The sequence below is a fragment of the Mycobacterium sp. genome (assembly GCF_965277065.1).
In the GTDB taxonomy this organism is placed as follows: Bacteria; Actinomycetota; Actinomycetes; order Mycobacteriales; family Mycobacteriaceae; genus Mycobacterium.
Map to the genome: position 1 here is coordinate 94209 of NZ_CBDIBT010000019.1, position 23163 is coordinate 117371.

Annotated in this window: 24 protein-coding genes; 7 read left to right on the forward strand and 17 right to left on the reverse strand. The window is 65.0% G+C overall.

The window, feature by feature from the left end:
• Positions 1-3 precede the first annotated feature (3 nt).
• The 7 genes from smc to sepIVA all read right to left on the reverse strand — a co-directional run bounded on the left by smc (position 4) and on the right by sepIVA (position 7318).
• Positions 4-3606 (reverse strand): chromosome segregation protein SMC, encoded by a 3603-nt coding sequence (gene smc / locus ACQY5A_RS17585; RefSeq protein ID WP_428341639.1) that lies wholly within the window; start codon positions 3604-3606, stop codon positions 4-6.
• Between the two features lie 11 nt (positions 3607-3617).
• Positions 3618-3899, reverse strand: coding sequence for an acylphosphatase (locus ACQY5A_RS17590; RefSeq protein WP_428341640.1), 282 nt, complete (start codon positions 3897-3899; stop codon positions 3618-3620).
• Positions 3886-4299 (reverse strand): OsmC family protein, encoded by a 414-nt coding sequence (locus ACQY5A_RS17595; protein WP_428341641.1) that lies wholly within the window; start codon positions 4297-4299, stop codon positions 3886-3888. The genes ACQY5A_RS17590 and ACQY5A_RS17595 overlap by 14 nt, the downstream gene beginning before the upstream one ends.
• Before the next feature lie 90 nt (positions 4300-4389).
• Positions 4390-5250, reverse strand: coding sequence for a DNA-formamidopyrimidine glycosylase (gene mutM / locus ACQY5A_RS17600; RefSeq protein WP_428341642.1), 861 nt, complete (start codon positions 5248-5250; stop codon positions 4390-4392).
• On the reverse strand, positions 5251-5949 hold the full coding sequence (gene rnc, locus ACQY5A_RS17605; RefSeq protein ID WP_428341643.1) for a ribonuclease III: 699 nt from the start codon (positions 5947-5949) through the stop codon (positions 5251-5253). It lies immediately after the preceding gene.
• Entirely contained in the window at positions 5942-6529 is a 588-nt protein-coding gene (locus ACQY5A_RS17610; RefSeq protein WP_428341644.1) for a YceD family protein, read from the reverse strand. The genes rnc and ACQY5A_RS17610 overlap by 8 nt, the downstream gene beginning before the upstream one ends.
• A 51-nt stretch (positions 6530-6580) precedes the next feature.
• Entirely contained in the window at positions 6581-7318 is a 738-nt protein-coding gene (gene sepIVA / locus ACQY5A_RS17615) for a cell division protein SepIVA (RefSeq protein ID WP_428341645.1), read from the reverse strand.
• Between the two features lie 176 nt (positions 7319-7494).
• Between sepIVA and ACQY5A_RS17620 the strand changes: the two genes are divergently transcribed.
• Positions 7495-8730, forward strand: a complete 1236-nt coding sequence (locus ACQY5A_RS17620; RefSeq protein WP_428341646.1) for a permease — start codon at positions 7495-7497, stop codon at positions 8728-8730.
• Between the two features lie 387 nt (positions 8731-9117).
• On the opposite strand, the gene ACQY5A_RS17625 is transcribed toward ACQY5A_RS17620, so the two are convergent.
• The gene (locus ACQY5A_RS17625) at positions 9118-9570 is read right to left on the reverse strand and encodes a MarR family winged helix-turn-helix transcriptional regulator (protein ID WP_428341647.1); all 453 of its coding nucleotides are present in this window, start codon (positions 9568-9570) and stop codon (positions 9118-9120) included.
• A 203-nt stretch (positions 9571-9773) separates the two neighbouring features.
• Here ACQY5A_RS17625 and ACQY5A_RS17630 point away from each other — a divergent pair, with 203 nt between their 5' ends.
• Positions 9774-10397: a hypothetical protein gene (locus ACQY5A_RS17630; protein WP_428341648.1), complete on the forward strand. Its 624-nt coding sequence runs from the start codon at positions 9774-9776 to the stop codon at positions 10395-10397.
• A 52-nt stretch (positions 10398-10449) separates the two neighbouring features.
• Here the strand turns inward: ACQY5A_RS17630 and coaD are convergent, their stop codons facing one another.
• The 6 genes from coaD to ACQY5A_RS17660 all read right to left on the reverse strand — a co-directional run bounded on the left by coaD (position 10450) and on the right by ACQY5A_RS17660 (position 17683).
• Positions 10450-10938 carry a pantetheine-phosphate adenylyltransferase gene (coaD, locus tag ACQY5A_RS17635; protein WP_428341649.1) on the reverse strand — a complete coding sequence of 163 codons (489 nt, stop codon included), beginning with the start codon at positions 10936-10938 and terminating at the stop codon, positions 10450-10452.
• A gap of 85 nt (positions 10939-11023) precedes the next feature.
• The gene (gene rsmD / locus ACQY5A_RS17640) at positions 11024-11578 is read right to left on the reverse strand and encodes a 16S rRNA (guanine(966)-N(2))-methyltransferase RsmD (protein WP_428343213.1); all 555 of its coding nucleotides are present in this window, start codon (positions 11576-11578) and stop codon (positions 11024-11026) included.
• Positions 11575-14958: a pyruvate carboxylase gene (locus ACQY5A_RS17645; RefSeq protein WP_428341650.1), complete on the reverse strand. Its 3384-nt coding sequence runs from the start codon at positions 14956-14958 to the stop codon at positions 11575-11577. The genes rsmD and ACQY5A_RS17645 overlap by 4 nt, the downstream gene beginning before the upstream one ends.
• A gap of 36 nt (positions 14959-14994) precedes the next feature.
• Positions 14995-15579, reverse strand: coding sequence for a vitamin K epoxide reductase family protein (locus ACQY5A_RS17650; RefSeq protein WP_428343214.1), 585 nt, complete (start codon positions 15577-15579; stop codon positions 14995-14997).
• Positions 15580-15626: 47 nt separating this feature from the next.
• On the reverse strand, positions 15627-16394 hold the full coding sequence (locus ACQY5A_RS17655; protein WP_428341651.1) for a DsbA family protein: 768 nt from the start codon (positions 16392-16394) through the stop codon (positions 15627-15629).
• Positions 16395-16576: 182 nt separating this feature from the next.
• Positions 16577-17683 (reverse strand): alpha/beta hydrolase, encoded by a 1107-nt coding sequence (locus ACQY5A_RS17660; RefSeq protein ID WP_428341652.1) that lies wholly within the window; start codon positions 17681-17683, stop codon positions 16577-16579.
• Here ACQY5A_RS17660 and ACQY5A_RS17665 point away from each other — a divergent pair.
• The 3 genes from ACQY5A_RS17665 to ACQY5A_RS17675 all read left to right on the forward strand — a co-directional run bounded on the left by ACQY5A_RS17665 (position 17682) and on the right by ACQY5A_RS17675 (position 20191).
• Positions 17682-18524, forward strand: a complete 843-nt coding sequence (locus ACQY5A_RS17665) for an aldo/keto reductase (RefSeq protein WP_428341653.1) — start codon at positions 17682-17684, stop codon at positions 18522-18524. The genes ACQY5A_RS17660 and ACQY5A_RS17665 overlap by 2 nt on opposite strands.
• Before the next feature lie 3 nt (positions 18525-18527).
• Complete coding sequence (locus ACQY5A_RS17670) at positions 18528-19373, forward strand: aldo/keto reductase (protein ID WP_428341654.1); 846 nt, start codon at positions 18528-18530, stop codon at positions 19371-19373.
• A gap of 371 nt (positions 19374-19744) precedes the next feature.
• Entirely contained in the window at positions 19745-20191 is a 447-nt protein-coding gene (locus ACQY5A_RS17675) for a RidA family protein (protein ID WP_428341655.1), read from the forward strand.
• Between the two features lie 115 nt (positions 20192-20306).
• Here the strand turns inward: ACQY5A_RS17675 and ACQY5A_RS17680 are convergent, their stop codons facing one another.
• The 3 genes from ACQY5A_RS17680 to ACQY5A_RS17690 are packed head-to-tail and all read right to left on the reverse strand — an operon-like array spanning position 20307 to position 21363.
• Positions 20307-20447 carry a hypothetical protein gene (locus ACQY5A_RS17680; protein WP_428341656.1) on the reverse strand — a complete coding sequence of 47 codons (141 nt, stop codon included), beginning with the start codon at positions 20445-20447 and terminating at the stop codon, positions 20307-20309.
• Positions 20429-20851: a TetR/AcrR family transcriptional regulator gene (locus ACQY5A_RS17685; RefSeq protein ID WP_428341657.1), complete on the reverse strand. Its 423-nt coding sequence runs from the start codon at positions 20849-20851 to the stop codon at positions 20429-20431. The genes ACQY5A_RS17680 and ACQY5A_RS17685 overlap by 19 nt, the downstream gene beginning before the upstream one ends.
• Positions 20852-20892: 41 nt before the next feature.
• On the reverse strand, positions 20893-21363 hold the full coding sequence (locus ACQY5A_RS17690) for an ion channel (RefSeq protein ID WP_428341658.1): 471 nt from the start codon (positions 21361-21363) through the stop codon (positions 20893-20895).
• Positions 21364-21632: 269 nt separating this feature from the next.
• Between ACQY5A_RS17690 and ACQY5A_RS17695 the strand changes: the two genes are divergently transcribed.
• The gene (locus ACQY5A_RS17695) at positions 21633-22151 is read left to right on the forward strand and encodes a hypothetical protein (protein ID WP_428341659.1); all 519 of its coding nucleotides are present in this window, start codon (positions 21633-21635) and stop codon (positions 22149-22151) included.
• Between the two features lie 338 nt (positions 22152-22489).
• On the forward strand, positions 22490-23122 hold the full coding sequence (locus ACQY5A_RS17700) for a hypothetical protein (RefSeq protein WP_428341660.1): 633 nt from the start codon (positions 22490-22492) through the stop codon (positions 23120-23122).
• The last annotated feature ends 41 nt before the right edge of the window (positions 23123-23163 follow it).

Below are 23163 nucleotides of genomic sequence, written 5' to 3' on the forward strand. Positions count from 1 at the left end.
CGCTTAGGTAATCGTGACCAGCTGGTCGACCTGGTGACCGCGCATCCGTTGCGAGATCACCGTGGTGATGCCGTCGTCGCGCATCGTCACGCCATACAGCGAGTCAGCGACCTCCATGGTCGGCTTCTGGTGAGTGATGACAATCAGCTGCGAGTTGGCCCGCAGCAGCTCGAACAGGCCGATCAACCGCCGCAGGTTGGTGTCATCAAGCGCCGCTTCGACCTCGTCCAGGATGTAGAACGGCGACGGGCGGGCCCGGAAGATGGCCACCAGCATCGCCACCGCGGTCAGCGACTTCTCGCCGCCGGACAGCAGGGAAAGCCGCTTGACCTTCTTGCCGGGTGGACGAGCCTCCACCTCGATACCGGTGGTGAGCATGTCGTCGGGGTCGGTGAGCAGCAGCCGGCCCTCACCGCCGGGGAACAGCGAGGCGAAAACCCCCTGGAATTCCCGTTCTACGTCGACGTAGGCCTCGGTGAACACCTGCAGAATGCGGGCATCGACATCGGCGACCACGTCCAGCAGATCCTTGCGCGCCGCCTTGACGTCCTCAAGCTGAGTGGACAGGAAGTTGAAGCGCTCTTCCAGCGCGGCGAACTCCTCGAGGGCCAACGGATTGACCCGGCCCAACTCGGCCAGCTCACGTTCGGCGCGTTTGGCGCGGCGCTCCTGGGTGGGCCGGTCGAACGGCAGCGGCGCCGGCACGGTCACCTGCTCGCCACGCTCGCGGGCCTGTTCGTATTCGGCCATCTCGAGCTCGGTCGGTGGCAGCGCGACCTCGGGTCCGTATTCGGCCACCAATACGTCCGGCGACATGCCGAATTGCTCGAGCACCATCTGCTCGAGCTGCTCGATCCGAAGCGCCGCTTGCGCTTTGGCGACCTCGTCGCGGTGCAGCGACTCGGTCAGCACTCCGATCCGAGCGCCCAGCGAGTTCACCTCGTCGCGGACCGCAACCATCGCGGCCGAACGCTGCTGGCGCTCGGCGGCCAGCTCGTCACGGTTTCGCGAGGCCGCGCCGACCACCTGACCCAGCCGGCCGGCCAACCGCCGACCGGCGTCGGCGACCGCGGCCGCGGCCGCGGCAGCATGCTGACGCGCGGCCCGGGCCTGCTGGGCGCGCACCCGCGCCTCGCGTTCGGCGGCGGCAGCGCGGCGAAGCGAATCCGCCCGCCCGCGAACGGCATTAGCGCGTTCCTCGGCGGTGCGCACGGCCAGCCGGGCCTCCACCTCGACGCCGCGTGCAGCTTCGGCGGCCGCGGCGATCTGCTGGCGGAGCTCGCCATGCTCGGGCTCGGCTAGAACACCCTGGGTTTGTTCGACGTTGCTGAGCCGGGTCTCGAGATCGCCGAGCTCGCCGAGAGTGTCGGCGCGCCCGGTTTCCAGCTCCTCCCGTTGCCGCATCAGCCGGTGCCACTCCTCGTCGGCGGCGCGGGCGTCCTGGCCCATCCGGCCGAGTTGCTCGTAGATCGCCGAGATGGCGGCATCTGATTCGTTGAGCGCCGCCAGCGCCTGCTCCGCCGAGTCCTGCCGGGCGACCTGTTCGCTCATCGCCCCGGACAGCGCCGCGCCCAACTCGCTGGTCTGCGCCTCAGCAGCGGCGAGTTCGGCTTGCGCCTTGGCGATTTCGGAGGTGAGCTCCAACGTCGACGGTTTGCGGTCCGATCCCCCGATGACCCGGCCGGCGCCGACCAGGTCGCCGTCGCGGGTGACCGCGCGCAGCTGTGGACGATCGGCGACCAAACTCATGGCTTCGCTGAGGCCGCCGACTACGGCGACACCGGACAGCATGGCGGCCAGCGCGCCGCGCAACCGTGCCGGCACCTCGACCAGATCGAGGGCCCAGCGTGTGCCGTCGGGCAGGGTGCCCAGTTGCGCCTGCTCGTGGACGGGCCAGTCGCTCAGCACGATGGTCGCGCGGCCACCGTCGGCGTGCTTCAGCGCGGTCACCGCATCGGTGGCGGCGCCGAAGCTGTCGGCGGTCAACGCGTCGGCGGCAGCACCGAGGACCGCGGCCAGCGCCGCCTCATAACCCGACTGCACTTTGACCAGCTTGGCCACCGAGCCGAAAATGCCTGCGCTGCTACGATTTTCAGTAAGCCACGCCGCGCCGTCGCGGCGTTCGAGGCCGACCGACAGCGCGTCGATGCGGGCCCGAAGCGACGCGACTTGACGTTCGGCGCCACGCTCGGCGGTTTGCAGCTCGGCGACCCGCTCGTCGGCCGACCGCATCGCAGCGACCGTCCGGTCGTGATGCTCGTCGAGACCGACTTCGCCCTGGTCGAGTTCGCCGACCCGGCCCTGCACGGTTTCGAACTCGACCTTGGCCTGCTGGGCCCGGGCGGCGGCCTCCTCGATTCGCTCCGACAGCTTGGCGACGCCGTCATCGATCGACTCGACGCGCGCGCGCATCGTCTCAACCTGGCCCGCCAGCCGGGCCAGGCCTTCGCGACGGTCGGCCTCGGCCTGCACCGCCGCCACGTGAGCCTGCTCGGCCTCGGTCGCGTCGCGCTCGCGGTCGGCCAACTCGGCACGGGCGGCGTCGAGCCGGCTGCGGGTGGCGGCGAGCTCGCTGAGCAGCTGTCGCTCGGCGGCCGCCACCTGTTCGGCCTGCGCCTCTAATTCGTCGGGGTCGGGGCCACCCGTCGACGCGGTTTCGACGTCCAGGTGCTGAGCCCGCTCACTGGCGATACGCACTGTCGCGCTGACCCGTTCGGCCAAGGCGGACAACCGAAACCAGGTCTGTTGCGAGCGCTCCGCGCGCTCCGAAAGGCGGGTCAGCGCCTTCTCGTTTGCGGCCAGTTCTTCGGACGCGAGCGCCATCCGGGCCGAGGCCTCCTCGTGCTCGCGGCGCAGCGTCGCCTCGGCGTGGTTGGTGTTGTTGAGCTCGGACTGGCGGGTCACCACGTCGTCGGCGGCCAGCCGCAACCGCGCGTCGCGCAGATCGGCCTGGATGGTTTGCGCGCGGCGAGCCACTTCGGCTTGGCGGCCAAGCGGTTTGAGCTGGCGACGCAGCTCGGTGGTCAGATCGGTCAGCCGGGCCAGGTTCGCCGACATCGACTCGAGCTTGCGGACCGCTTTTTCTTTGCGCTTGCGGTGTTTGAGTACACCGGCGGCTTCTTCGATGAAAGCCCGGCGGTCTTCGGGCCGGGATTCCAGGATCTCGTTGAGCTTGCCCTGGCCGACGATGACGTGCATCTCGCGGCCGATTCCAGAGTCGCTCAGCAGTTCCTGCACATCCATCAAACGGCAACTGCTGCCGTTGATTTCGTACTCGCTGGCCCCGTCTCGGAACATCCGCCGGGTGATCGAAACCTCGGAGTATTCGATCGGCAGCGCGTTGTCGGAGTTGTCGATGGTGACAGTGACCTCAGCGCGGCCCAGCGGCGCACGTGACGAGGTGCCCGCGAAGATGACGTCCTCCATCTTGCCGCCCCGCAGCGTCTTGGCGCCCTGCTCCCCCATCACCCACGCCAGGGCGTCGACGACGTTGGACTTACCCGACCCGTTGGGTCCGACAACTGCGGTGATGCCCGGCTCGAAGCGCAGAGTCGTCGGCGAGGCAAAGGACTTGAAGCCCTTCAGCGTCAGACTCTTGAGGTACACGGCGTGCCAGACTACCGCTCGACGAAGCCGCTGATGGCTTCGCCGCGCGGCGACCAATCCACCACAACGTTGTCGACGTGGCCAGGTGTTTTCCCACTACGTAACAGGCGTAACAGTTGTTCACAGGCGTCACGGGTTCCCTGCGCAACCACGTGCACCCGGCCGTCGGGGCGGTTGGAGGCGTAGCCGGTCAGCCCGAGCTCCAGGGCGCGGGATCGGGTCCACCAGCGAAAGCCGACACCCTGCACCCGGCCGTGCACCCACGCGGTGAGCCGAACCTCACCGCCCGACATCGACGACCTGGAAGTCGACTTTCGTTCCTGATTTCAGCGTTCGCCCGACCGTGCAAACCTGGTCGACCGCACGCTGGACCACAGTGCGGACCCGCGACTTCTCGTCGTCGTCCAAACCCGACAGGTCGATTTCGAGCACTTCGTCGAGCAGCGGATAGACCTCCTGCTGGCGGTCGGCGTCGCCCGACACCCGAACGGTCGCCCGGTAGTCGTCGCCCAGTCGCCGGGCCAGCGGCGAGTCGCTGGACATTCCGCTACACGCGGCGACCGCAATCTTCATCAGCTCACCGGGTGTGAACACCCCGTCGACGTCGTCGGATCCGATGAGCACCTCTGCTCCGCGCGAGCTCTGGCCGGTATAGCGACGCACTCCGGTGCGCTCGACCCACAGATCAGTCATGAGTAGTTTCTACCCGCCGGATGACTCTGCGCTCAGGGCGCGTGTCACTCGCACTTTCGCGCCGTGGACGCAGAGTGAACACGAGAAACCTCAGCGCCGCGGCCGTGGCTGGCAGCGCGGGCAATAGAACGACGACCGGTTCATGAATTTGTCGCGGCGGATCACCGCGCCGCAGCGCCTGCACGCCTGGCCTTCCCGGCCATAGACGTTCAGCGAGCGGTCGAAGTAACCCGATTGGCCGTTGACGTTGACATAGAGCGAGTCGAACGACGTACCGCCCTGCGCTAACGCATCACGCATCACCTCGGCGGCAGATTCCAGCAGCGCCGTCAGCTGTTTGCGAGTCAGCGCCTCGGCCAGCCGAGCGCCGTTCACCTTGGCGCGCCACAGCGACTCGTCGGCGTAGATGTTGCCGATCCCCGACACCACGGTCTGGTCGAGCAGCTGGCGTTTGATCTCGGAGTGCTTGCGCCGCAACACCTTTACCACCGCGTCGATGTCGAAGCGCGGGTCCAGCGGGTCGCGCGCCACATGCGCGACAGGCACCGGGACAAGGCTGTCGTCGACCGTAACCAGGTCGGCCAGCAGCCAGCCACCGAACGTCCGCTGGTCGACGAAGCTCAGCGTGGTGCCGTCGTCGAGCAGGGCGGCGATGCGCAGGTGCCCGACGTTAGGGACCTCCCCGAGAAGCATCTGCCCGCTCATGCCGAGGTGCACGACCAGCGCCTGCTCGTCGCCGCTCGGCCCGTCCAGGGTGAGCCACAGATACTTGCCGCGCCGATCGCTGCCGGTGATCCGGGCGTCGAGCAGGCGCGCCGTCAGGTCGGCGGGCCCGGCCTCGTGGCGACGGACGGCGCGGGGGTGATGCACGCGGACCGCGGTGATGGTCTTGCCCACCACGTGAGCCTGCAGTCCGCGCCGCACCACCTCGACCTCGGGTAGTTCAGGCATCTAGCCGGCAGTCTCCCTGGATGCGGCAGCGTCTACCTGGGTCAGCGCCTCGCAGGCCTTCTCGGCGGCCTTCTGCTCGGCTTCTTTCTTGGTCCGCCCGATTCCGGATCCGTATCGGGTGTCCCGCACGACGACGACCGCGGTGAACTCGCGCTTGTGATCCGGCCCGGTGGCGGTCACTTGATAGGAGACCGTGCCGAGGCCGCGGGCCGCAGCCAACTCTTGCAAGGTGGTCTTCCAGTCCAAAAGCCCGCCGGCGTCCAGCAATTCGCTGAACAACCGCAGGATGACCCGCCGCGCGGCCTCGATGCCATTGTGCAGATAAATGGCGCCGAGCAGGGACTCGAGCCCGTCGGCGAGGATGCTGGATTTTTCCGTGCCGCCGGACTTCAATTCGCCGCGACCCAACAGCAGGTGCGCGCCGAGTCCTTGATCGGTCAGCGACCGCGCCACCTCGGCCAGCGCCTGGGTGTTGACGACGCCGGCCCGCATCTTCGCCAGATCGCTTTCCGGGCGTTGCGGGTGACGGTGGTACAGCTCGTCGGTCACGGTCAGCCCCAGCACAGCGTCGCCGAGGAACTCCAGGCGCTCATTGGTGGGAAGTCCGCCATGCTCGTAGGCATAGCTGCGATGCGTCAGCGCGAGGGTCAGCAGATCGTCGGGCAGATCGACCTCGAGCGCGTCGAGCAGATCACTCATCGCCGGTTCCGTCGTCGTCGGACCCCAGCATCGTCGTCAGTTTCGCCCAGCGCGGGTCGATCTCATCGTGGTGATGACCCGGCTCGGCGGCGGCCAACGCGACGCCGCACGTTGCGCACAGTCCCGGACAGTCGTCGTGGCACAGCGGGGTAAACGACAGTTCCAGACCGACGGCGTCGATGATCGGCTGTTCCAGGTCGACGGTGTCGGCGATGACGCGCCCGACTTCGTCGTCCTCGGTGGTGGCTTCGGTGATGCTGTCCGGGTAGGCGAACAACTCGGTCACGTCCACCTCGACGTGCTCCTGGAACGGCGTCAGACACCGCGCACACTCGCCCGCGATCGGCGCCGACACGGTCCCGCTCACCAACACACCTTCGGACACCGATTCCATCCGGAAGTCGAGTTCCATGGGTGCACCGGCCGCGATGCCGACCAGGTCCAGGCCGATACGCGTGGGGTTCGCCACCGTCTCGTGCAGAGGGAACATCGCTCCGGGACGTCGCCCCAGTCGTGCGATGTCGACGACGAGCGGCGATCCCGAACGTGGTTGTGCCGTGTGGCTACGCTGGCGCGCCATGTCCGCGATTCTACGGACGCGACCAGTGACCCCGTGCCACCGGTGGAAGAGCTACCGCTGTGCGTAGTCGTGCACGCCCGCCGCGGTCCGTAACTGATGGCGGCCGCGATTGACCGAACGCAGGGTGGTGTTGAGGTGCTCCTCGAATTCGGCGAGTTTGCTGTCGACGTAGATGTCGCACTCGCCGCGCAGCCGGTCGGCCTCGACGTGTGCGTTATCGATCAGCCGCGCTGACTCGGCATTGGCCGATTGCACGACCTCGGTCTGGGACACCAGCCGCTGCTGTTCTTTGATGCCTTCCTGGACGGCTTTCTCGTAAGAGATGTTGCCGTTTTCGACGAGACGGTCGGCCTCCGACTTCGCCCGACCGGTGGCGGCCTCGTACTCGCGCTTGGCGGACGCTGCGGTGCGTGAGGCCTCTTCGCGCGCCTCGCCGACCATCCGTTCGCTGTGCTGACGGGCTTCACCGACCATCCGGTCCGCTTGCGCCTTGGCGTCGGCCAGGATGCGATCGGCCTCCGCGCGGGAGTGGTTCAGCAGCGATTCCGACTCGGTGGTCGCTGACAACACCATCGCGTCCGCATGCGCCTTGGCCTCGTGCAACAGCGAGTCGCGGGCGTCGAGCACGTCTTGGGCGTCGTCCAGCTCGCCCGGGATCGCGTCCTTGATGTCGTCGATCAATTCGAGCACGTCACCCCGGGGGACGACGCAGCCCGCGGTCATGGGGACGCCACGAGCTTCCTCGACAATGGCACCCATTTCATCGAGCGCCTCAAAAACTCGGTACACGGCAACACCCTCCCGGCTTCGTTGTTGTGACCAGTGTGCCTGGTGTTACTTCTGTGATTGCGTTGCCAGGCTCGGTGTGTCGGGCTTTTAGGTCTCAGATCGATCCCAATTACCTGCACACTTGACCTGAGTATGTCGACTCACCCGCTGGAGCGGCAATCCCGCACCGGCCCGAAATGCGGATCGGTGCAAGCACGCGGACGATAGGAATACCCCCAGGGGGTACTGAGGTTGCAGGTGTGATGGCACATGCGGTGGCACACGCGTTAGCCCTGTCGGGGTCCATGACGTGGGAGATCCTATGGGCGTTGATCCTGGGTTTCGCCCTGTCGGCCGTCGTGCAGGCCCTGGTGCGCCGCTCGACCATCGTGGCCCTGATCGGCGATGACCGGCCCCGAACGCTGGCCGTCGCGGCCGGACTGGGCGCGGCGTCGTCCTCGTGCTCCTACGCCGCAGTGGCGTTGGCCCGGTCGCTGTTCCGCAAGGGTGCCAATTTCACCGCCGCCATGGCGTTCGAAATCGGCTCGACCAACCTCGTCGTGGAATTGGGCATCATCCTGACGCTGCTGATGGGCTGGCAGTTCACCGCCGCGGAGTTCGTCGGTGGCCCATTGATGATCGTGATTCTGGCGGTGTTGTTCCGGCTCTTCGTGCGCTCGCGACTTGTCGATGCGGCACGCACCCAGGCCGACCAGGGACTGGCCGGTTCGATGGAAGGCCATGCGGCGATGGACATGTCGGTTCAAAGCGAAGGCTCCTTCCTGCGGCGGTTGTTCTCGCGGGAGGGCTTCACCTCGGTGTCCCATGTGTTCGTCATGGAATGGGCCGCGATACTCCGCGATCTGGTGATCGGGCTTCTGATCGCCGGCGCAATCGGGGCGTGGGTCCCCGAATCTCTCTGGCAGCACTTCTTTTTCGCCAACCACCCGGTGTGGTCGGCGGTGTGGGGGCCGATCGTTGGGCCAGTCGTGGCTATCGCCTCGTTCGTCTGCTCGATCGGCAACGTGCCGCTGGCCGCGGTGTTGTGGAACGGCGGCATCAGCTTCGGCGGCGTCGTCGCGTTCATCTTCGCCGATCTGCTCATCCTGCCGATCCTGAACATCTACCGGAAGTACTACGGCGTCGCGATGACGCTGACGCTGCTGGGCACCTTCTATGCCGCCATGGTCACCGCCGGCTACCTCGTCGAAATCCTCTTCGGAACCGCGGGTCTCATCCCGTCGCAGCGCAACGCGACGGTGATGGAGGCCGGCGTCTCGTGGAACTACACGACCTGGCTCAACATCGCCTTCCTCGGACTCGCCGCTCTGCTCGTGGCCCGCTTTGTGATCACCGGCGGCATACCAATGCTCCAGGCGATGGGTGGCCCGCCAGACACAGAGCACGAGCACGGCCACCACGACTGCCAGTAGACCTCTCAAACCATCTGCGTCACTTGGCTTCACGTGTGGATAACTTTCCACCAGTGCCGTCCTGTTGCCTCACGTCAAGATGCGCGCGAAGGTGGATTCGTTGCCTCATGTGATTGTGCGCGCTTGGGGACTCGGGCCCGGATGGCAGGTTGGGACTTGCTGCGCCCAACGCGTCGCCGCCGAACGGCAACGAAACCTCAACGCTCGCAACAGCCGCCGAGCCAGCCGTCCAAGCTACTTCGGACTCGCCCCACCGGTCAGCGACGACGACGACCGACCGCCCTTCTAGGGCGCGTCAGCTAGTGACGACGACGATCACGCCCGAAGCCTGATCGGAGACCTCCGGAGTCCGCGCCGATCTTATTTCGGTTCAGTCGCGGGACTCCGCTAGGAGGCAGGGCATGCCGCGGCGTTTTCGGTCGGCGGATTGCCGGCGCGATACAGCAGGCGCTTGAGTTGGCGCCGATCGGCGAGACTCAGGTGAGCCAGCAGCTGTTCGTCGGAGGATGCGACGGCGCTTTCGGCACGCTTGAGTAGGGCCTTGCCCTTGCGAGTGAGCTGAGCCGGGAGTGCACGACCTGCCGTCGCCGTCGCAGGCCGGGTCACCAGACCTATCTCTTGCAACCCTTGAAGTACCTGGTTCATCGCCTGCGCGGTGACATGGGTGTGGCGAGCGAGCTCGGCGCTGGTGCGGCCCGGGTCGTCGTCCAAGATGCGCAGGCAGACGAATTCGGGCAGCCCGAGCCCGAGCGGTCGTAATGCCTGCACCGCGTGGGGGCGCAAACGGGCCATCAGCCCGCGCACCAGGAAACCCAGCGGTTGATCGTCGATTTCGCTCATCTCCCCCATGCTGACATGGAAGTACGGGCCCCGCGTTGTAATAACGGGCGCGTCGCGCAGCAGTCGAGCGCCTTCTTCAGCTTTTTCTCTCAGCAATATCAAGTTTGTTGACACACATGTTTTCCTTCGGTATCAAGGAACTAGAGATGCAATGTGGCGATCGGGCCAACCGGCTCGTCGCCGTTACGCGAAGGAGAACAGCGATGTTTGGTGGAGGATTTTCTGGTGGGCCCGGTCGGGGTGGACCCGGTTGGGGTGGACCCGGTTGGGGTGGACCCGGTTGGGGTGGGCCCGGTTTCGGTGGACCCGGTTCGGGCGGTCCCGGTTTCGGGGGCCACGGCTGGGGCGGCCATGGCGGACCCGGCGGACGCGGTGGGCGCTACAAGCGGGTCGTAGTCGGTACAGCGGCCCTGTTGCTCGACGGACCGGCGAACGCCGAGCAGATCGTGCAGCGTGTTTCCGAGGCTACTGACGGAGCGTTCGCGCCGCCGGTGGAGATCGTCGAGCTGGCGATCGGCAAGCTGGCCGGCCGTGGTTTTGTAACGGTCAGCGACGGGGTCGCCACTCTGTCCGAGCTGGGCCGAAACGTGTTGCAGTGGAAGGGCGTCAGCAGCGAGAGCATCCACGCGCGGCTCGCCCAGGCCGGCAAGTTCAAAGACGTCGCGAAGATTCGATGGGGTCTGTTCGAGCTCGCCGGGCTGGCGCGGACCATCCACTGGTCAGGCACCGACGCTCAGAAGGAAAAGCTCGCTGAAGCGCGGGCCAAGGTTCTGGCAGCGATCACCGAGGCGAAGCAGTCTCTGCACGGCGCTCTCGCCGAGAGCTGAGATAACCACACCATCAGCGCGGCCGCGGCTTTCGCCCGGTCGCGCTGGTGGTTTACTGCCCTTTGGCCGAGTGCAGCTTCTCGGCGAGCCGACCGTTCACCGGATCGGGTAGCAGCTCGGTGACGTCGCCGCCGAGCAGCGCGACTTCTTTGGCCAGCGACGACGATACGAACGAATACCGCGCGGTGGTCGCCACGAAGAACGTGTCGACGCCGGCCACGTGCTTGTTCATCTGTGCCATCTGCAATTCGTATTCGAAGTCGGTGCCGGTTCGAAGACCCTTGACGATCGCCGTCATTCCGCGGGACCGGACAAAGTCGACCACTAGACCCTGGCCCGACTCCACTCGCAAGTTGGGCAGGTGGACCGTCGACTCCTCGATCATCGCGATCCGCTCGTCGATGTCGAACATGCCCTTCTTGGCGGGATTGATCAGGATGGCCACCACCACCTCATCGAACTGAGCCGCCGCTCGTTCAAAGACGTCGATGTGGCCCAATGTCACCGGATCGAATGAACCCGGGCAAACGGCGCCGCTCATATGCGCCGCTCCTGCTGCCCTTTTCGGATCGCACTGCTCTGTCGATCGTCGCCGGCGGTCATACGCGAAAACGGTACACGCAGACTCAGAGGCGTTCGGCCAGCTCCAAGCGGGTGTCGCCGTAAATCCGCGGCTGCCAGCAGTCCCACCCGTCGGGCCAATTCAATGGCGGACCGCTGGTTGCACGCTCCACCACGGCGACGCTTCCGTCCCGCACCCAGCCGTGGGCCGCCAGCGTCGTGAGGAGCGCCTCGACCTCGCGCCCGTCCACCTCATAGGGCGGGTCGGCCAGCACCAGATCAACCGGCGCGGTGGTTCCGGCCGCCAGCACCGCAGCCACCTGCCCGCGTCGCAGGGTCGCACCGGGCAGGCCGATCGTTGCGATGTTGCGTTCCAGCACCGCCGCCGCTCGACGATCGGACTCGACGAACACCGCCGAGCCCGCTCCGCGCGACAACGCCTCGAGTCCCAATCCCCCGGAGCCCGCATACAGGTCGAGCACCGACAGGCCGGTCAGATCCAGCCGCGCGGTCACGATGTTGAACAAGGATTCACGCACCCGATCGGTCGTCGGCCGGGTTCCGCGGGGCGGGACAGCGATGCGCCGCCCGCCGGCGACACCGCCAACGATGCGCGTCAGCCGAGCACCACCAGCAAATCGCCACCTTCGACCTGCGCGGTGTCCGAAACGGCCACGCGCTCGACCGTGCCGTCGGCGGGAGCGGTGATCGGCGCCTCCATCTTCATCGCCTCGATCGTGGCGATGGTCTGACCGGCGCTGACCTTGTCACCGGCCGAAACCCCTACGGTCACAACCCCGGCGAACGGAGCGGCGATGTGATTCGAGTTGCCTCGGTCAGCCTTCTCTGCGGCAGGAACCTCGCTGGCAATGCTGCGGTCCCGCACCTCCACCGGCCGCAGCTGACCGTTGATGATGAACATCACCGTGCGCATCCCGCGCTCGTCGGGTTCGGAGATCGCCTCCAACCCGATCAGCAGCTCGACACCGGGCTCCAACTGCACCCGGTGCTCCTCGCCTTGGCGAAGGCCGTAGAAGAACTGGTTGGCCGACAGCCGCGACGTGTCGCCGTAGGACTCTGAATGCGACTCGTATTCCTTTGTTGGGCCGGGAAATAACAGGCGATTGAGGGTGGCCTGGCGTTTGTGGCCTTGCAACCCCAGCGCCGTTTCGTCCTCGGGGGTCAGCTGCTCGACCGGCTTGGGCTCACCGCGGCCGGCTAAGGCTTTCGAACGCAAGGGTTCCGGCCAGCCGCCCACCGGGTCGCCGAGATCACCGCGCAGAAAGCCGAGGACCGACTCCGGGATGTCAAATTGCTCTGGGTGCAAGGCGAACTCGTCGGCGCTGAGGCCTGCGCCCACCAGTGCCAGCGCGAGGTCGCCAACCACCTTCGATGACGGCGTGACCTTGATCAGCCTGCCCAGCACCCGATCGGCACCGGCGTACGCCTCTTCGACTTCCTCGAACCGGTCCCCCAGCCCCAGCGCTATGGCCTGTTGGCGAAGATTCGACAACTGACCGCCGGGGATCTCGTGGTGATACACCCGTCCGGTTGGTCCGGGAAGCCCGGATTCGAAGGGCGCGTACACCTTTCGTAGTGCCTCCCAATACGGCTCCAGCGCGCAGACCGCTGCGAGTGACATCCCGGTGTCGTAGTCGGTGTGCGCGGCAGCCGCCACGATCGAACTCAGCGCCGGCTGACTGGTGGTTCCCGCCATCGGGGCCGATGCGCCGTCGACCGCGTCGGCGCCCGCCTGCCAGGCGGCGATGTAGCTGGCCAGCTGACCGCCCGGGGTGTCGTGGGTGTGCACGTGCACCGGCAGGTCGAAGCGACTGCGCAGCGCACCGACCAGTTGTCGGGCGGCTTGCGGACGTAGCAGGCCGGCCATGTCCTTGATGGCCAGCACGTGCGCTCCGGCGTCGACGATCTGGTCGGCCAGTTTCAGGTAATAGTCCAGCGTGTAAAGATTCTCGGCCGGATCGGACAGGTCCCCGGTGTAACACATCGCGACTTCGGCGATCGCAGAACCGGTTTCGCGTACCGCGTCGATCGCGGGGCGCATCGATTCGAGATTGTTCAGCGCATCAAAGATCCGGAAAATGTCGATCCCCGTCGCCGTGGCTTCGTCCACGAACGCCGAGGTGACCAACTCTGGATACGGCGTGTAGCCAACGGTATTACGGCCCCGCAGCAGCATCTGCAGACAGATGTTGGGCATCAATTCGCGTAGCTCTGCCAGCCGCTCCCAGGGGTCTTCCTTGAGGAACCGCAGCGCCACGTCGTAGGTCGCGCCGCCCCAACACTCGACCGACAGCAGCTGCGGCATGGTCCGCGCGATGTAGGGCGCAACCAGTCCCAGGCCGCTGGTGCGCACCCGCGTCGCCAGCAGCGACTGATGGGCGTCCCGGAAGGTGGTGTCGGTGACACGAACCCCCGATGAGTCACGCAACCAGCGCGCGAAACCTTCGGGACCCAGCTCGACCAGAAGTTGTTTGGAGCCCGCCGGTGGCGCCTTCGGCAGATCGATATCGGGCAACTTGTCCTGCGGGTACAGCGCCGACGGTCGGGATCCGTGTGGCTTGTTGACGGTCACGTCGGCCAGATAGTTGAGGATCTTGGTGCCACGGTCCGCCGATGACCGCGCGGTGAGCAACGCCGGGCGGTCCTCGATGAACGAGGTGGTGACATGGCCGGTCTGGAAATCGGGATCATCCAGGACTGCTTGCAGGAACGGGATATTCGTCGACACGCCACGGATCCGGAACTCCGCGATCGCCCGCCGCGCCCGGTTCACCGCAGTGGTGAAGTCGCGGCCCCGGCAGGTCAGCTTGACCAGCATGGAGTCGAAGTGTGCGCTGACCTCTGCGCCGAGATTGGTTCCGCCGTCAAGACGTATGCCCGCGCCACCCGGGCTGCGGTACGTGGTGATCCGTCCGGTGTCCGGCCGGAAGCCGTTGGCTGGGTCTTCGGTGGTGATCCGGCATTGCAGCGCGGCGCCGTGCGGGCGAATGTCCTCTTGGCGCAGGCCCAGATCGTCGAGGCTCTCGCCGCCCGCAATGCGCAGCTGGCTGGAGACCAGGTCGACGTCGGTGATCTCCTCGGTGACGGTGTGCTCCACCTGGATCCGGGGATTCATTTCGATGAAGACGTGGTGACCACGCTCGTCCAGCAGGAACTCCACCGTGCCCGCGTTGCTGTATCCGATGTGGCGGGCGAAGGCGACCGCGTCGGCACACATCTTGTCCCGCAGTTCTTCTGGCAGGTTCGGGGCGGGCGCCACCTCGATGACCTTCTGGTGGCGGCGCTGCACACTGCAGTCCCGCTCGTAGAGATGAATCACGTTGCCGTGCGTATCCGCTAGGATCTGCACTTCGATATGGCGCGGGTTGAGCACGGCCTGTTCGAGGTAGACGGTGGGATCCCCGAACGCCGACTCGGCTTCACGGCTGGCCGCCTCGATGGCTTCGGGCAGCGCGTCGGCGTCGGTGACCCGGCGCATCCCTCGGCCACCGCCGCCGGCGACCGCCTTGACGAACAACGAGAATTTCATCGCCGACGACGCCGACACCAACTCATCGACCGACGACGACGGCGCCGACGACGTCAGGACCGGCAGACCCGCTTCACGGGCCGCGGCGACCGCCCGGGACTTGTTGCCGGTGAGCGACAGCACTTCGGCTTTGGGGCCGACGAACGTGATGCCTTTCTTCGCGCACTCGGCGGCCAATTGCGGGTTCTCCGAGAGAAATCCGTACCCGGGGTACACCGCGTCGGCACCCGCGGCGCGCGCGGTGTCGACGATCTCGCTGACAGACAGGTACGCCCTGACCGGGTGGCCGATCTCGCCGATCTGATAGGACTCGTCGGCCTTCAAGCGGTGCAACGAGTTCCGGTCTTCGTACGGGTAGACAGCGACGGTGCCGACGCCGAGCTCGTAGGCGGCCCGGAACGCGCGAACGGCGATCTCGCCGCGATTGGCAACCAGCACTTTGGAGATCACGTACGTCCCTCTTCAATAACTAGGCGGGCAGGTTGTTCAGATCAGGGTGGACCAGTAGTCCCAGAACCGGACCACGATCAGCAGAAAGACGGCGGTGAACCAGATCGTGGCGATCGACCACCGCCAGTGGTGGAGCTCCCGCGCGACGACTCCGCCGCGGCCGTCACCATTGGGCCCGAACGCAATCGAGGCGACCACCACGAGCAGTGAGATGGTCGCCACCCACACCACCATGCAGTACGGGCACAGCGCCCCGATGCGATAGAGGCTTTGGATGATCAGCCAGTGCACGAACCCGGTCGCGGCCAGCGTCCCGAGGGTGATCCCGATCCAATACCAACGTGGCAGCGGCACTTTGGCCACCGCCAGCACACCGGTGACGAAGACGATCGCGAACGCGGCGATTCCGATCAGCGAGTTCGGGAAGCCGAACGCCGATGCTTGCGGCGTCGTCATTACCGAACCGCAGGACACAATCGGGTTGAGATTGCACGACGGCACATACGACGGATTGACCAGCAGTTCGATTTTCTCGATGGTCAGCGTGGCCGAGGCGATCAGGCCGGCCACACCCGCGATCAGAATCCACCACGCGCTGGCCGATGGGACTGGCGACGCTATCGTCGAATGTTCGACCGGCCCATCGGTTTTGGCTGCCGCCGAGGTGGTCACGACGCTGCTGGGGTCGCAGCCGAGTCGATTCCGGGCACGTCTCCGACGATTGCTTTGATCTTTGCGACGAATTCTTGCGGCGTCGTCCACTGGTAGTCCTGGCCGTTGATGCGCACCGTCGGGGTGGCGTGAATGCCTGCCGACGTGATCAAGCCGTCGACCATCGGGATATATTTGCCGGACTTGATGCACTCGGGCACCTTGCCCACCACGCCGGCTTCGCGGGCCAACTCGACCAGCCTCGCGTTGTCAGGGAATGCTGTCCCGGCTTCGTCGGGCTGAATGTCCTTGGTGTACAGGGCGGTGTGGAATCGGCGGAAGGCGTCGATCGACTCGTCGGCGACGCAGTACCCGGCGTTGGCGGCTCGCGACGAGTATTGCTGGTTCTGCGGCCTACTGAGAAAGCCGGTCATGTAGTAGTCGGCGGCGATCTCGCCGCCGTCGATCAGCTTCGAGACCGTCGGCCCGAATCCCCGCTCGAAGTTGCCGCAGGCCGGGCAGAGGAAGTCCTCGTAAAAGGAGACCACGGCCTTCGGATCGTGGGTGCCGTCCTTGACGACCAGCTTGCTCGACGTCACCCGGATGGCCCGGGCTCCGTCGGTAGAGGTCTTCTTGCTGTCCGGCAGCACGGCCCAGACGACAAAAACGGCGAACGCGATCACGATCGCGGTGAGCCCAGTCCGGACCGCCAAGTCACGTCGGCGTCCGGCGGCGTTGAGGTCGTATTTCGCTGGACGGTTCGATTTGGCGGCTTTTTCGCCCATGGGTCAGGTCACCATTTCCACATAGTCGGCTTCGTTGCCCGGCCGCGGTGCGGTCGGCGGTAGCGCCCTAGCCTACCGGCGTCGCAATAGCCAGGTCGCGTGGTGACGATTGAGGGCGGCGCGGCCTGAGGTGGGGGTGCCTCCCAGCCGCGCAGCGGCGAGGGGAGGGACGCGCAATCGACTCAGACGCGGCTGAGATGGGCTCGCAGCGCCGAAATCAACTCCGTAGTGGCCTGCGCGCTTCCACCGCCCAGCGGGAACAGGTTGGCAAATCCGTGCGTGAGAGATCGCATTGACCGCCAGTCGACGTGGGTCCCGGCCTTGTGGAGCGCCGCCGCGTAGCGGTCTCCCTCGTCACGCAACGGGTCGAAGCCCGCGGTGGCGACCAGCGCGGGCGGCAGCCCGGCCAACGAGTCAGCCAACAACGGCGAAATCCGCGGATCTGCCGGCTCGATGCCCGAGCCGTCCAGGTACTGGACCTCGAACCAGTCCATGTCGGCTTTGGTGAGCAGAAAACCCTCGGCGAACAGACTCAACGACCGGGTCTGCGCGGTGAAGTCGGTGCGCGGGTAGATCAGCCATTGCAGCACGGGCTGCGGGCCACCCTGGTCGCGCGCCAGTTGTGAGACGACGGCCGCCAGGTTGCCGCCGGCGCTGTCCCCGCCGACGGCCACTTTCCCGGGGATTGCGCCGAGTTCCTCGGCGTGTTCGCACGCCCACTTGAACGCCGCGTAGGCGTCGTCGACCGCGGCCGGTGCTTGGTGCTCAGGGGCCAGCCGGTAATCGACCGACAGCACGTGAACATCGGCGTCGCGGCAGGCCAGCCGGCATAACGCGTCGTGGGTGTCCAGGTCGCCAATAGTCCAGCCGCCGCCGTGGTAGAAAACCAGCAACGGGGTTGGCTTCGTGGCCGCCGGCCGATAATGCCGGGCCGGGATGGGGCCGGCCGGTCCCGGTAACGACAAGTCCCGGACGCCGACATGCACCTGCGGGCCGGCGAACGCCATCAACGATTCCCGCATCAGAGCCCGAGATGCCGCAACGTCGTCACCTACCGCCAAGCCCTCGATGCCCATCGCGTGCTGTGCCGACAGCATCAGCTGCAACGTCGGATCAAGCGTGTTGCCGTCGACCGTGACCGAACGGCCGCCGGCCAGCAGTCGCACGGCGCGCGTTGGTACCCACGGAATCACCTTGACGCCGACTTTGGTAGCGACGCTTTTCAGCCAGTTGGCCCAGCCACCGGTCGCGAGCTGCGGAGCCGGTGCGCCTGGCAGACTTCGTGTCATGGCTAGTCCCTCGAGTCCCTCGGTCCCACTGAACGACGGTCATTCCATCCCCGCGCTCGGATTCGGCGTTTTCAAAGTCCCGCCGTCCGACACCGAGCAAGCGGTGAGCACCGCGCTGCGAGCCGGATACCGCCATATCGACACCGCCTCGGTGTACGGCAACGAACGCGAGACCGGTCGCGCGGTCGCGGAGTCCGGCGTGCCCAGGGACGAACTTTACTTGGTCACCAAGCTTTGGAATTCCGAGCAGGGTTACGACAGCACACTGGCCGCGTTCGACGTCAGTATGGACCGGCTGGGCATCGATTACCTGGACCTTTACCTGATCCATTGGCCGATGCCCAAGCTGAACATGTTCATCGACACCTTCAAAGCCTTCGCTCACCTGCGCGACCAGGGCCGGATCCGGTCGATCGGGGTCAGCAACTTCGAGCCCGAACACATCAACGCGCTCGTCGACGCCACCGGGATCGTGCCGGCCGTCAATCAGGTCGAGCTGCATCCGCGGCTGCCGCAGACCGAACTGGGCGAGCTACACGCCCGCCTCGGTATCGCGACCGAGGCGTGGGGGCCGCTCGGGCAAGGATCGCTGCTGACCAGCCCTGCTGTCACTGCCGTCGCCGAGGCCCGCCACCGCACCCCGGCGCAGGTTCTGATTCGATGGCATCTTCACCTCGGTAATATCGTCATCCCCAAGTCGGTAAACCCCGAGCGGATTGCGAGCAACTTCGACGTGTTCGATTTCGAATTGAGCGAAAACGACATAGCGTCTATCTCCTCGCTCGATGACGGAAACCGGCTCGGTCCTGATCCACGAACCTTCGACTTCACAGGCAGGTGAAAGATGTCGGGCGGCCCTGACCTTTCAGTCCCCTCCATTGCACTCAACGACGAAAATACGATGCCGGTACTCGGCCTCGGGGTCGCCGAGCTGACCGAGGACGAAACCGAACGCGCCGTATCAACGGCGCTCGAGATCGGCTACCGGCTGATCGACACCGCCTCGGTATACGGAAACGAAGCCGCCGTCGGCCGGGCCATCGCGGCGTCGGGAATCCCGCGCGCCGAGTTGTTCGTCACCACCAAGGTCGCCAACGCCGACCACGGATTCAACGTCGCCCAGGACGCCGTCAAGGTGAGCCTGGACAAGCTCGGGCTGGACTACGTCGACCTCTTTCTCGTGCACTGGCCGCAGCCGCAGCTGGGAAAATACGTGGACACTTTCGGCGGCCTGATTCAGGCCCGCGGCGACGGCCATACCCGCTCGATCGGGGTGTGCAACTACACCGAGGAGTACCTGGAAACGGTCATCGACCTGACCTACGTCACCCCCGCGGTCAACCAGATCGAGCTGCACCCCCTGCTCAACCAGGCCGGATTGCGGGCGTTCAACGCTCAACACGACGTCGTCACCGAGGCGTACAGTCCGCTAGCGGTCGGCAGGGTGCTGGACAACGCCACCGTGACGTCGATCGCCGGCGAATACGGCCGCACCCCGGCGCAGGTGCTCATCCGGTGGAGCATCCAGCTGGGCAACGTGGTGATCCCGCGCTCCGGTAATCCCGAGCGGATCGCCAGCAACTTCGACGTCTTCGACTTCGAGTTGACCACCGCCCACATGGAAGCGCTGAACGGGCTCAACGATGGCACCCGAGTCCGCGAGGATCCGCTGACCTACACCGGCGTCTAGCGTCCGGTCGGGCAGGTCGTTGCGGCCTGCCGCAGCACGTTGCTCGAGACCAGGTCGATCGGGAGCCCGTATCTGCGCCTCCGGGCCTGCCGGCGTCGGCGGAAGGAATGCAGTTCCCGCACCAAGCGACTACGCCGCGGCTAGGCGCTGGGCCGTGGTACTGCTTTGCCAACAACACAGGAAATGAGACAGCGTGACTGCGGGAACGCCTCGCGAAACCGCGGCGCGAAGCCTGTCCCAAATCTCTACAAATGAGACTGAGGGCCGCCGCCTAGTCCCAAGCTCACCCTCATGGGCGTTGATTGGTTATCAACGACCGTCGCTGAGGCTCGGGACTGTAGGCGGTTGACACGGTGGGATGGAGAGCCGCGATGACCGCTGTCAAATACCTAAACCCGGAGTCCGCCGCCGCGCCAGCAGGCAAGTACAGCCACCTGAGCATCACCTCGGAGAAGGCGCGCATCGCGACGTTCGCGGGACAGATCGCTACAACCACCGGATCTAAAATGCCCGAAGGCGTCGCAGATCAGGCCCGTCTGGTCTTTGCCGCGATCGAGACACTGCTCGCCTCACAGGGTGCCGCGCCAGCGGATCTGATCAGACTCTTGACCCTCCTCGTGGGCCGCGACAGCCTGACGAAGTTCAATACGGTGCGCGATGAGGTATACGCCGACTGGTTTCCCGACGGTTCCTACCCGGTCAACACGGTGGCCATCGTCGCAGGGCTAGCAGCCGAGTCAATCCTCATTGAGATCGAGGGGAGCTTCGTGTGCCCACCACCGGTGAACCAAGAGCTGGGCGTAACCGCTCGCGAATAGCACCGTCGACTACGCCTGATCTTCGACAGCGAAACCATCGTGCGAGACGCGAAGTGGTCGGCTACGAATTTTCAGTAACGAGACAACCTGCCGGGCTCGCCCGTTGGTAGATCAATCAAAGGTAGCGAAGAATGGCTTCGTTGAACGTGTCGTCTATTGGTTCTCTAGAGAACCAGCGACGGTAGAACAAAGGGCCAACGATGCCCGCGACAACGTTAGCAGGGCTTCGGTTTAGCTCTACCTCGCCGCGTCCCAATGCTTGATTAATGACCTCAACGACTGGACCATCATTTGGGCATGAAGGGCAGCCTGCATTCGCGCCACGTGCTCGTCTCGTTCGGCGGCGTCAATGATCGACGGCAGAATGGACGTCCATCCGGCAGAAGCTAATTCTCGGGCTAGGGCTTCATTCAGCTCACGGATGTCGCTGGCGAAGCTACCGCTGTCTGGGGTCGCAGAGGCAGTACCGATGCGCGAACACGCGTCCAGCAGCAATGCACTGCGCGAGGGCCAATGTCGATAGATCGTGGTCTTGGCGACTCCCGAGCGGCGTGATACCTCGTCGATGCTGACGCCGCCGATGCCACCCTCGGTGAGTAGCCGATAGGTCTCGGTGAGCACAGCATCTTTGGACCGCTCGACACGCTTATCGGTCGCCATGTCTGAACTGTCACCAACGACAATTCCCATCGGAAAGCTGTCTAATCTTTCGGGTTAAGAACACGATTAAAAGCCGTAGCAATTGCACCCGAAATGAGCATAAGGCTCACCAGCATCTGTGCTGACACTAGAATGCGGACACTGTCGTTATTTGGTTTAATGTCCGCCATTCCCGTTGTTGTCGCAGTGCTCATTGTAAAGTACAGCAGTTGGATGTGGGATGGGTGCGCGGGACAGAAGGCGGCGGACGATGACTGATCAGACAGCAGAAGGTAGAACCAGGCAAACAACCCCTCGGTAAGCATAAGTACCGCGAACACAATTACGGCGTCATGCGCAACTGAGTTGAAAAGTTTTAGTCTAAAGACTGCGAACAACATTAGCACCGGGACAATTAGCAGTAGTAGCAATAAAATAAGTACACTTAACCACTCGGGAAGATCTATATCTGGGCCGAAGCCAAAGAAAAGAAACCACCACGGCAGCGTAGATGCTATGAAGATCAAAACCACATAGACATGGTCCCTCCGATGCGGCTTCTGTTGAGTTATGTCCGTCAACTCTCCCCCTTATGCTTCGCTCGACGAGGTGGCCATACCGCATTAACGCGGATCCGCTTACACGATGAACTCTCTCGGCGCGCCAGCGCGACGTTCCTTAGATCGACGTCATCAAAAACAGGCCCATCGCCGCGCTGACCGCACGGTCGTTTCGTGCGACACCGCGCTTCAGTATGCACGCCGATAACTCCGTGCCACCGTCGCTCTCAGCACTGTCACAGATGGCGAAAACTAAACTCGCCGCATCGTTCAACAAGCCCGCTGGAAGTGAGAAATCACGTTTGAGGTGGACCAAACTCCTCGCTGTCGCGACGGTGACGGCGGCGTTGATCGCCGCACCCGTATCGGCTAGTGCAGACGCCGTCCCCAGCACCGATGAGGTGGTCGCCGTCCTGGCTAAGCTGACCGACCCGGGCATTCCCGCGGAGAACAAGACTGACATCGTCACGCCGGGATTCACCCCTGATGAAGCCGGGACAATCGACAATCATCTGAACCGAATGAACGTGAACGTGTTCGGCGGGCTGCTTCCCCCGGCCTTCGTCGTGACCGACATCCAGCACGCACCCAACAACTCCGCTGGGGCCATCGTGGCCACCACAGGGGGATATAAACACGCCACTCACCCTCGGCCCATCGTGCTGATCGATCAGGGCGGGCACTGGCTGATCACGCACGACACCGCAATGACCGAGTTGGACGCGTTATGGAGCGCCGCCAATCGGGACCAGACTAATTAGTCAGATGCGGAATAGTCCCGCACTCATCACACTGAGCGTCGTCCCGGTCTGACTCGTTCTTGCTGTGTCTCGCCGGGCGTCGAATGTACTCACTACGTGCTGGCAATCTCCAACATTCCCTAGTCCGTCTCCGACCGTTGACGGCAACGAAACCATCGGAAAGCTAGATGGTCTGCTGCGAGCTCGTTCCAGCGTTGATTTTGGGCGAGCGGGACTGGAGCTTGTGAGTGGCTGGGATTGTCCTCGCCCCCTTCTCTGCTGAGTGCAAGCTGAGATAGGTTGAGCTCAGCCTTATATCGGCTATAGGGTCCACGTCCCCTTCTTGCAGAAGGACCCCCATGAAGAGCTTTGACCGCACTATTCATTGCGCGCTGCAGTGGACGGCCGGCGCCGCGTTGGCCGCGACCGCCGCGGCATCGGGCATGGGCGCCGCCGCGGCGGATACCCCCACCGACGTTCTGGGCCCCATCACCGATGCGGCCGCGACTGCGCCGCTGGCTGCCAGCCTAAGCAATGAGTACTTTCCGGCTGCGATTCCTTACAGCGCAGACCCGACCAACCCCTTTTCGCCGGTCTACACGATCGAGCCTGTCGGCGCCCCCGAGGTGTCGGTGACCACGGCCAGCGGCGAGGTGGACGGTACCCAAGCCTTCTCTGTCGACACTCTCGGTATCCCGGTCGGCACCTTCACCGGACAATTCGACTACTCGCCGATCTCGAGCCCGGCCTTTGTTTTTGGTAACCCCTACGGTGACTTCATCCTCGCGACCGACACCACCGGCACACCCGTTCCCGATGGCACCGGCTTTCTGCTCGACGAATTCGGGTTCGGCTTCGGCAACGTCTTCGAGTCCTCAGAAAACGCCGCCAACACCGCCTACACCGTCGGTGACTTCCTGCTCACACCCTACGGCGACATCAACATCAGCCCGATCGTCGAAGCACTGATGAACTTCACCGGCACCCTCTGAACCCTCGTTGCGGCGATCAAGACCACCGCGATCGCCGGCGC

Excerpts from the sequence above, each read along its gene's own strand:
- ACQY5A_RS17590 (WP_428341640.1), bottom strand. The coding sequence starts at position 3,899 with ATGTCGGGCGGTGAGGTTCGGCTCACCGCGTGGGTGCACGGCCGGGTG.
- ACQY5A_RS17595 (WP_428341641.1), bottom strand. The coding sequence starts at position 4,299 with ATGACTGATCTGTGGGTCGAGCGCACCGGAGTGCGTCGCTATACCGGC.
- mutM (WP_428341642.1), bottom strand. The coding sequence starts at position 5,250 with ATGCCTGAACTACCCGAGGTCGAGGTGGTGCGGCGCGGACTGCAGGCT.
- rnc (WP_428341643.1), bottom strand. The coding sequence starts at position 5,949 with ATGAGTGATCTGCTCGACGCGCTCGAGGTCGATCTGCCCGACGATCTG.
- ACQY5A_RS17610 (WP_428341644.1), bottom strand. The coding sequence starts at position 6,529 with ATGGCGCGCCAGCGTAGCCACACGGCACAACCACGTTCGGGATCGCCG.
- ACQY5A_RS17620 (WP_428341646.1), top strand. The coding sequence starts at position 7,495 with ATGCGGATCGGTGCAAGCACGCGGACGATAGGAATACCCCCAGGGGGT.
- ACQY5A_RS17625 (WP_428341647.1), bottom strand. The coding sequence starts at position 9,570 with ATGAGCGAAATCGACGATCAACCGCTGGGTTTCCTGGTGCGCGGGCTG.
- ACQY5A_RS17630 (WP_428341648.1), top strand. The coding sequence starts at position 9,774 with ATGTTTGGTGGAGGATTTTCTGGTGGGCCCGGTCGGGGTGGACCCGGT.
- coaD (WP_428341649.1), bottom strand. The coding sequence starts at position 10,938 with ATGAGCGGCGCCGTTTGCCCGGGTTCATTCGATCCGGTGACATTGGGC.
- ACQY5A_RS17655 (WP_428341651.1), bottom strand. The coding sequence starts at position 16,394 with ATGGGCGAAAAAGCCGCCAAATCGAACCGTCCAGCGAAATACGACCTC.
- ACQY5A_RS17665 (WP_428341653.1), top strand. The coding sequence starts at position 17,682 with ATGGCTAGTCCCTCGAGTCCCTCGGTCCCACTGAACGACGGTCATTCC.
- ACQY5A_RS17660 (WP_428341652.1), bottom strand. The coding sequence starts at position 17,683 with ATGACACGAAGTCTGCCAGGCGCACCGGCTCCGCAGCTCGCGACCGGT.
- ACQY5A_RS17670 (WP_428341654.1), top strand. The coding sequence starts at position 18,528 with ATGTCGGGCGGCCCTGACCTTTCAGTCCCCTCCATTGCACTCAACGAC.
- ACQY5A_RS17675 (WP_428341655.1), top strand. The coding sequence starts at position 19,745 with ATGACCGCTGTCAAATACCTAAACCCGGAGTCCGCCGCCGCGCCAGCA.
- ACQY5A_RS17685 (WP_428341657.1), bottom strand. The coding sequence starts at position 20,851 with ATGGCGACCGATAAGCGTGTCGAGCGGTCCAAAGATGCTGTGCTCACC.
- ACQY5A_RS17695 (WP_428341659.1), top strand. The coding sequence starts at position 21,633 with ATGGCGAAAACTAAACTCGCCGCATCGTTCAACAAGCCCGCTGGAAGT.
- ACQY5A_RS17700 (WP_428341660.1), top strand. The coding sequence starts at position 22,490 with ATGAAGAGCTTTGACCGCACTATTCATTGCGCGCTGCAGTGGACGGCC.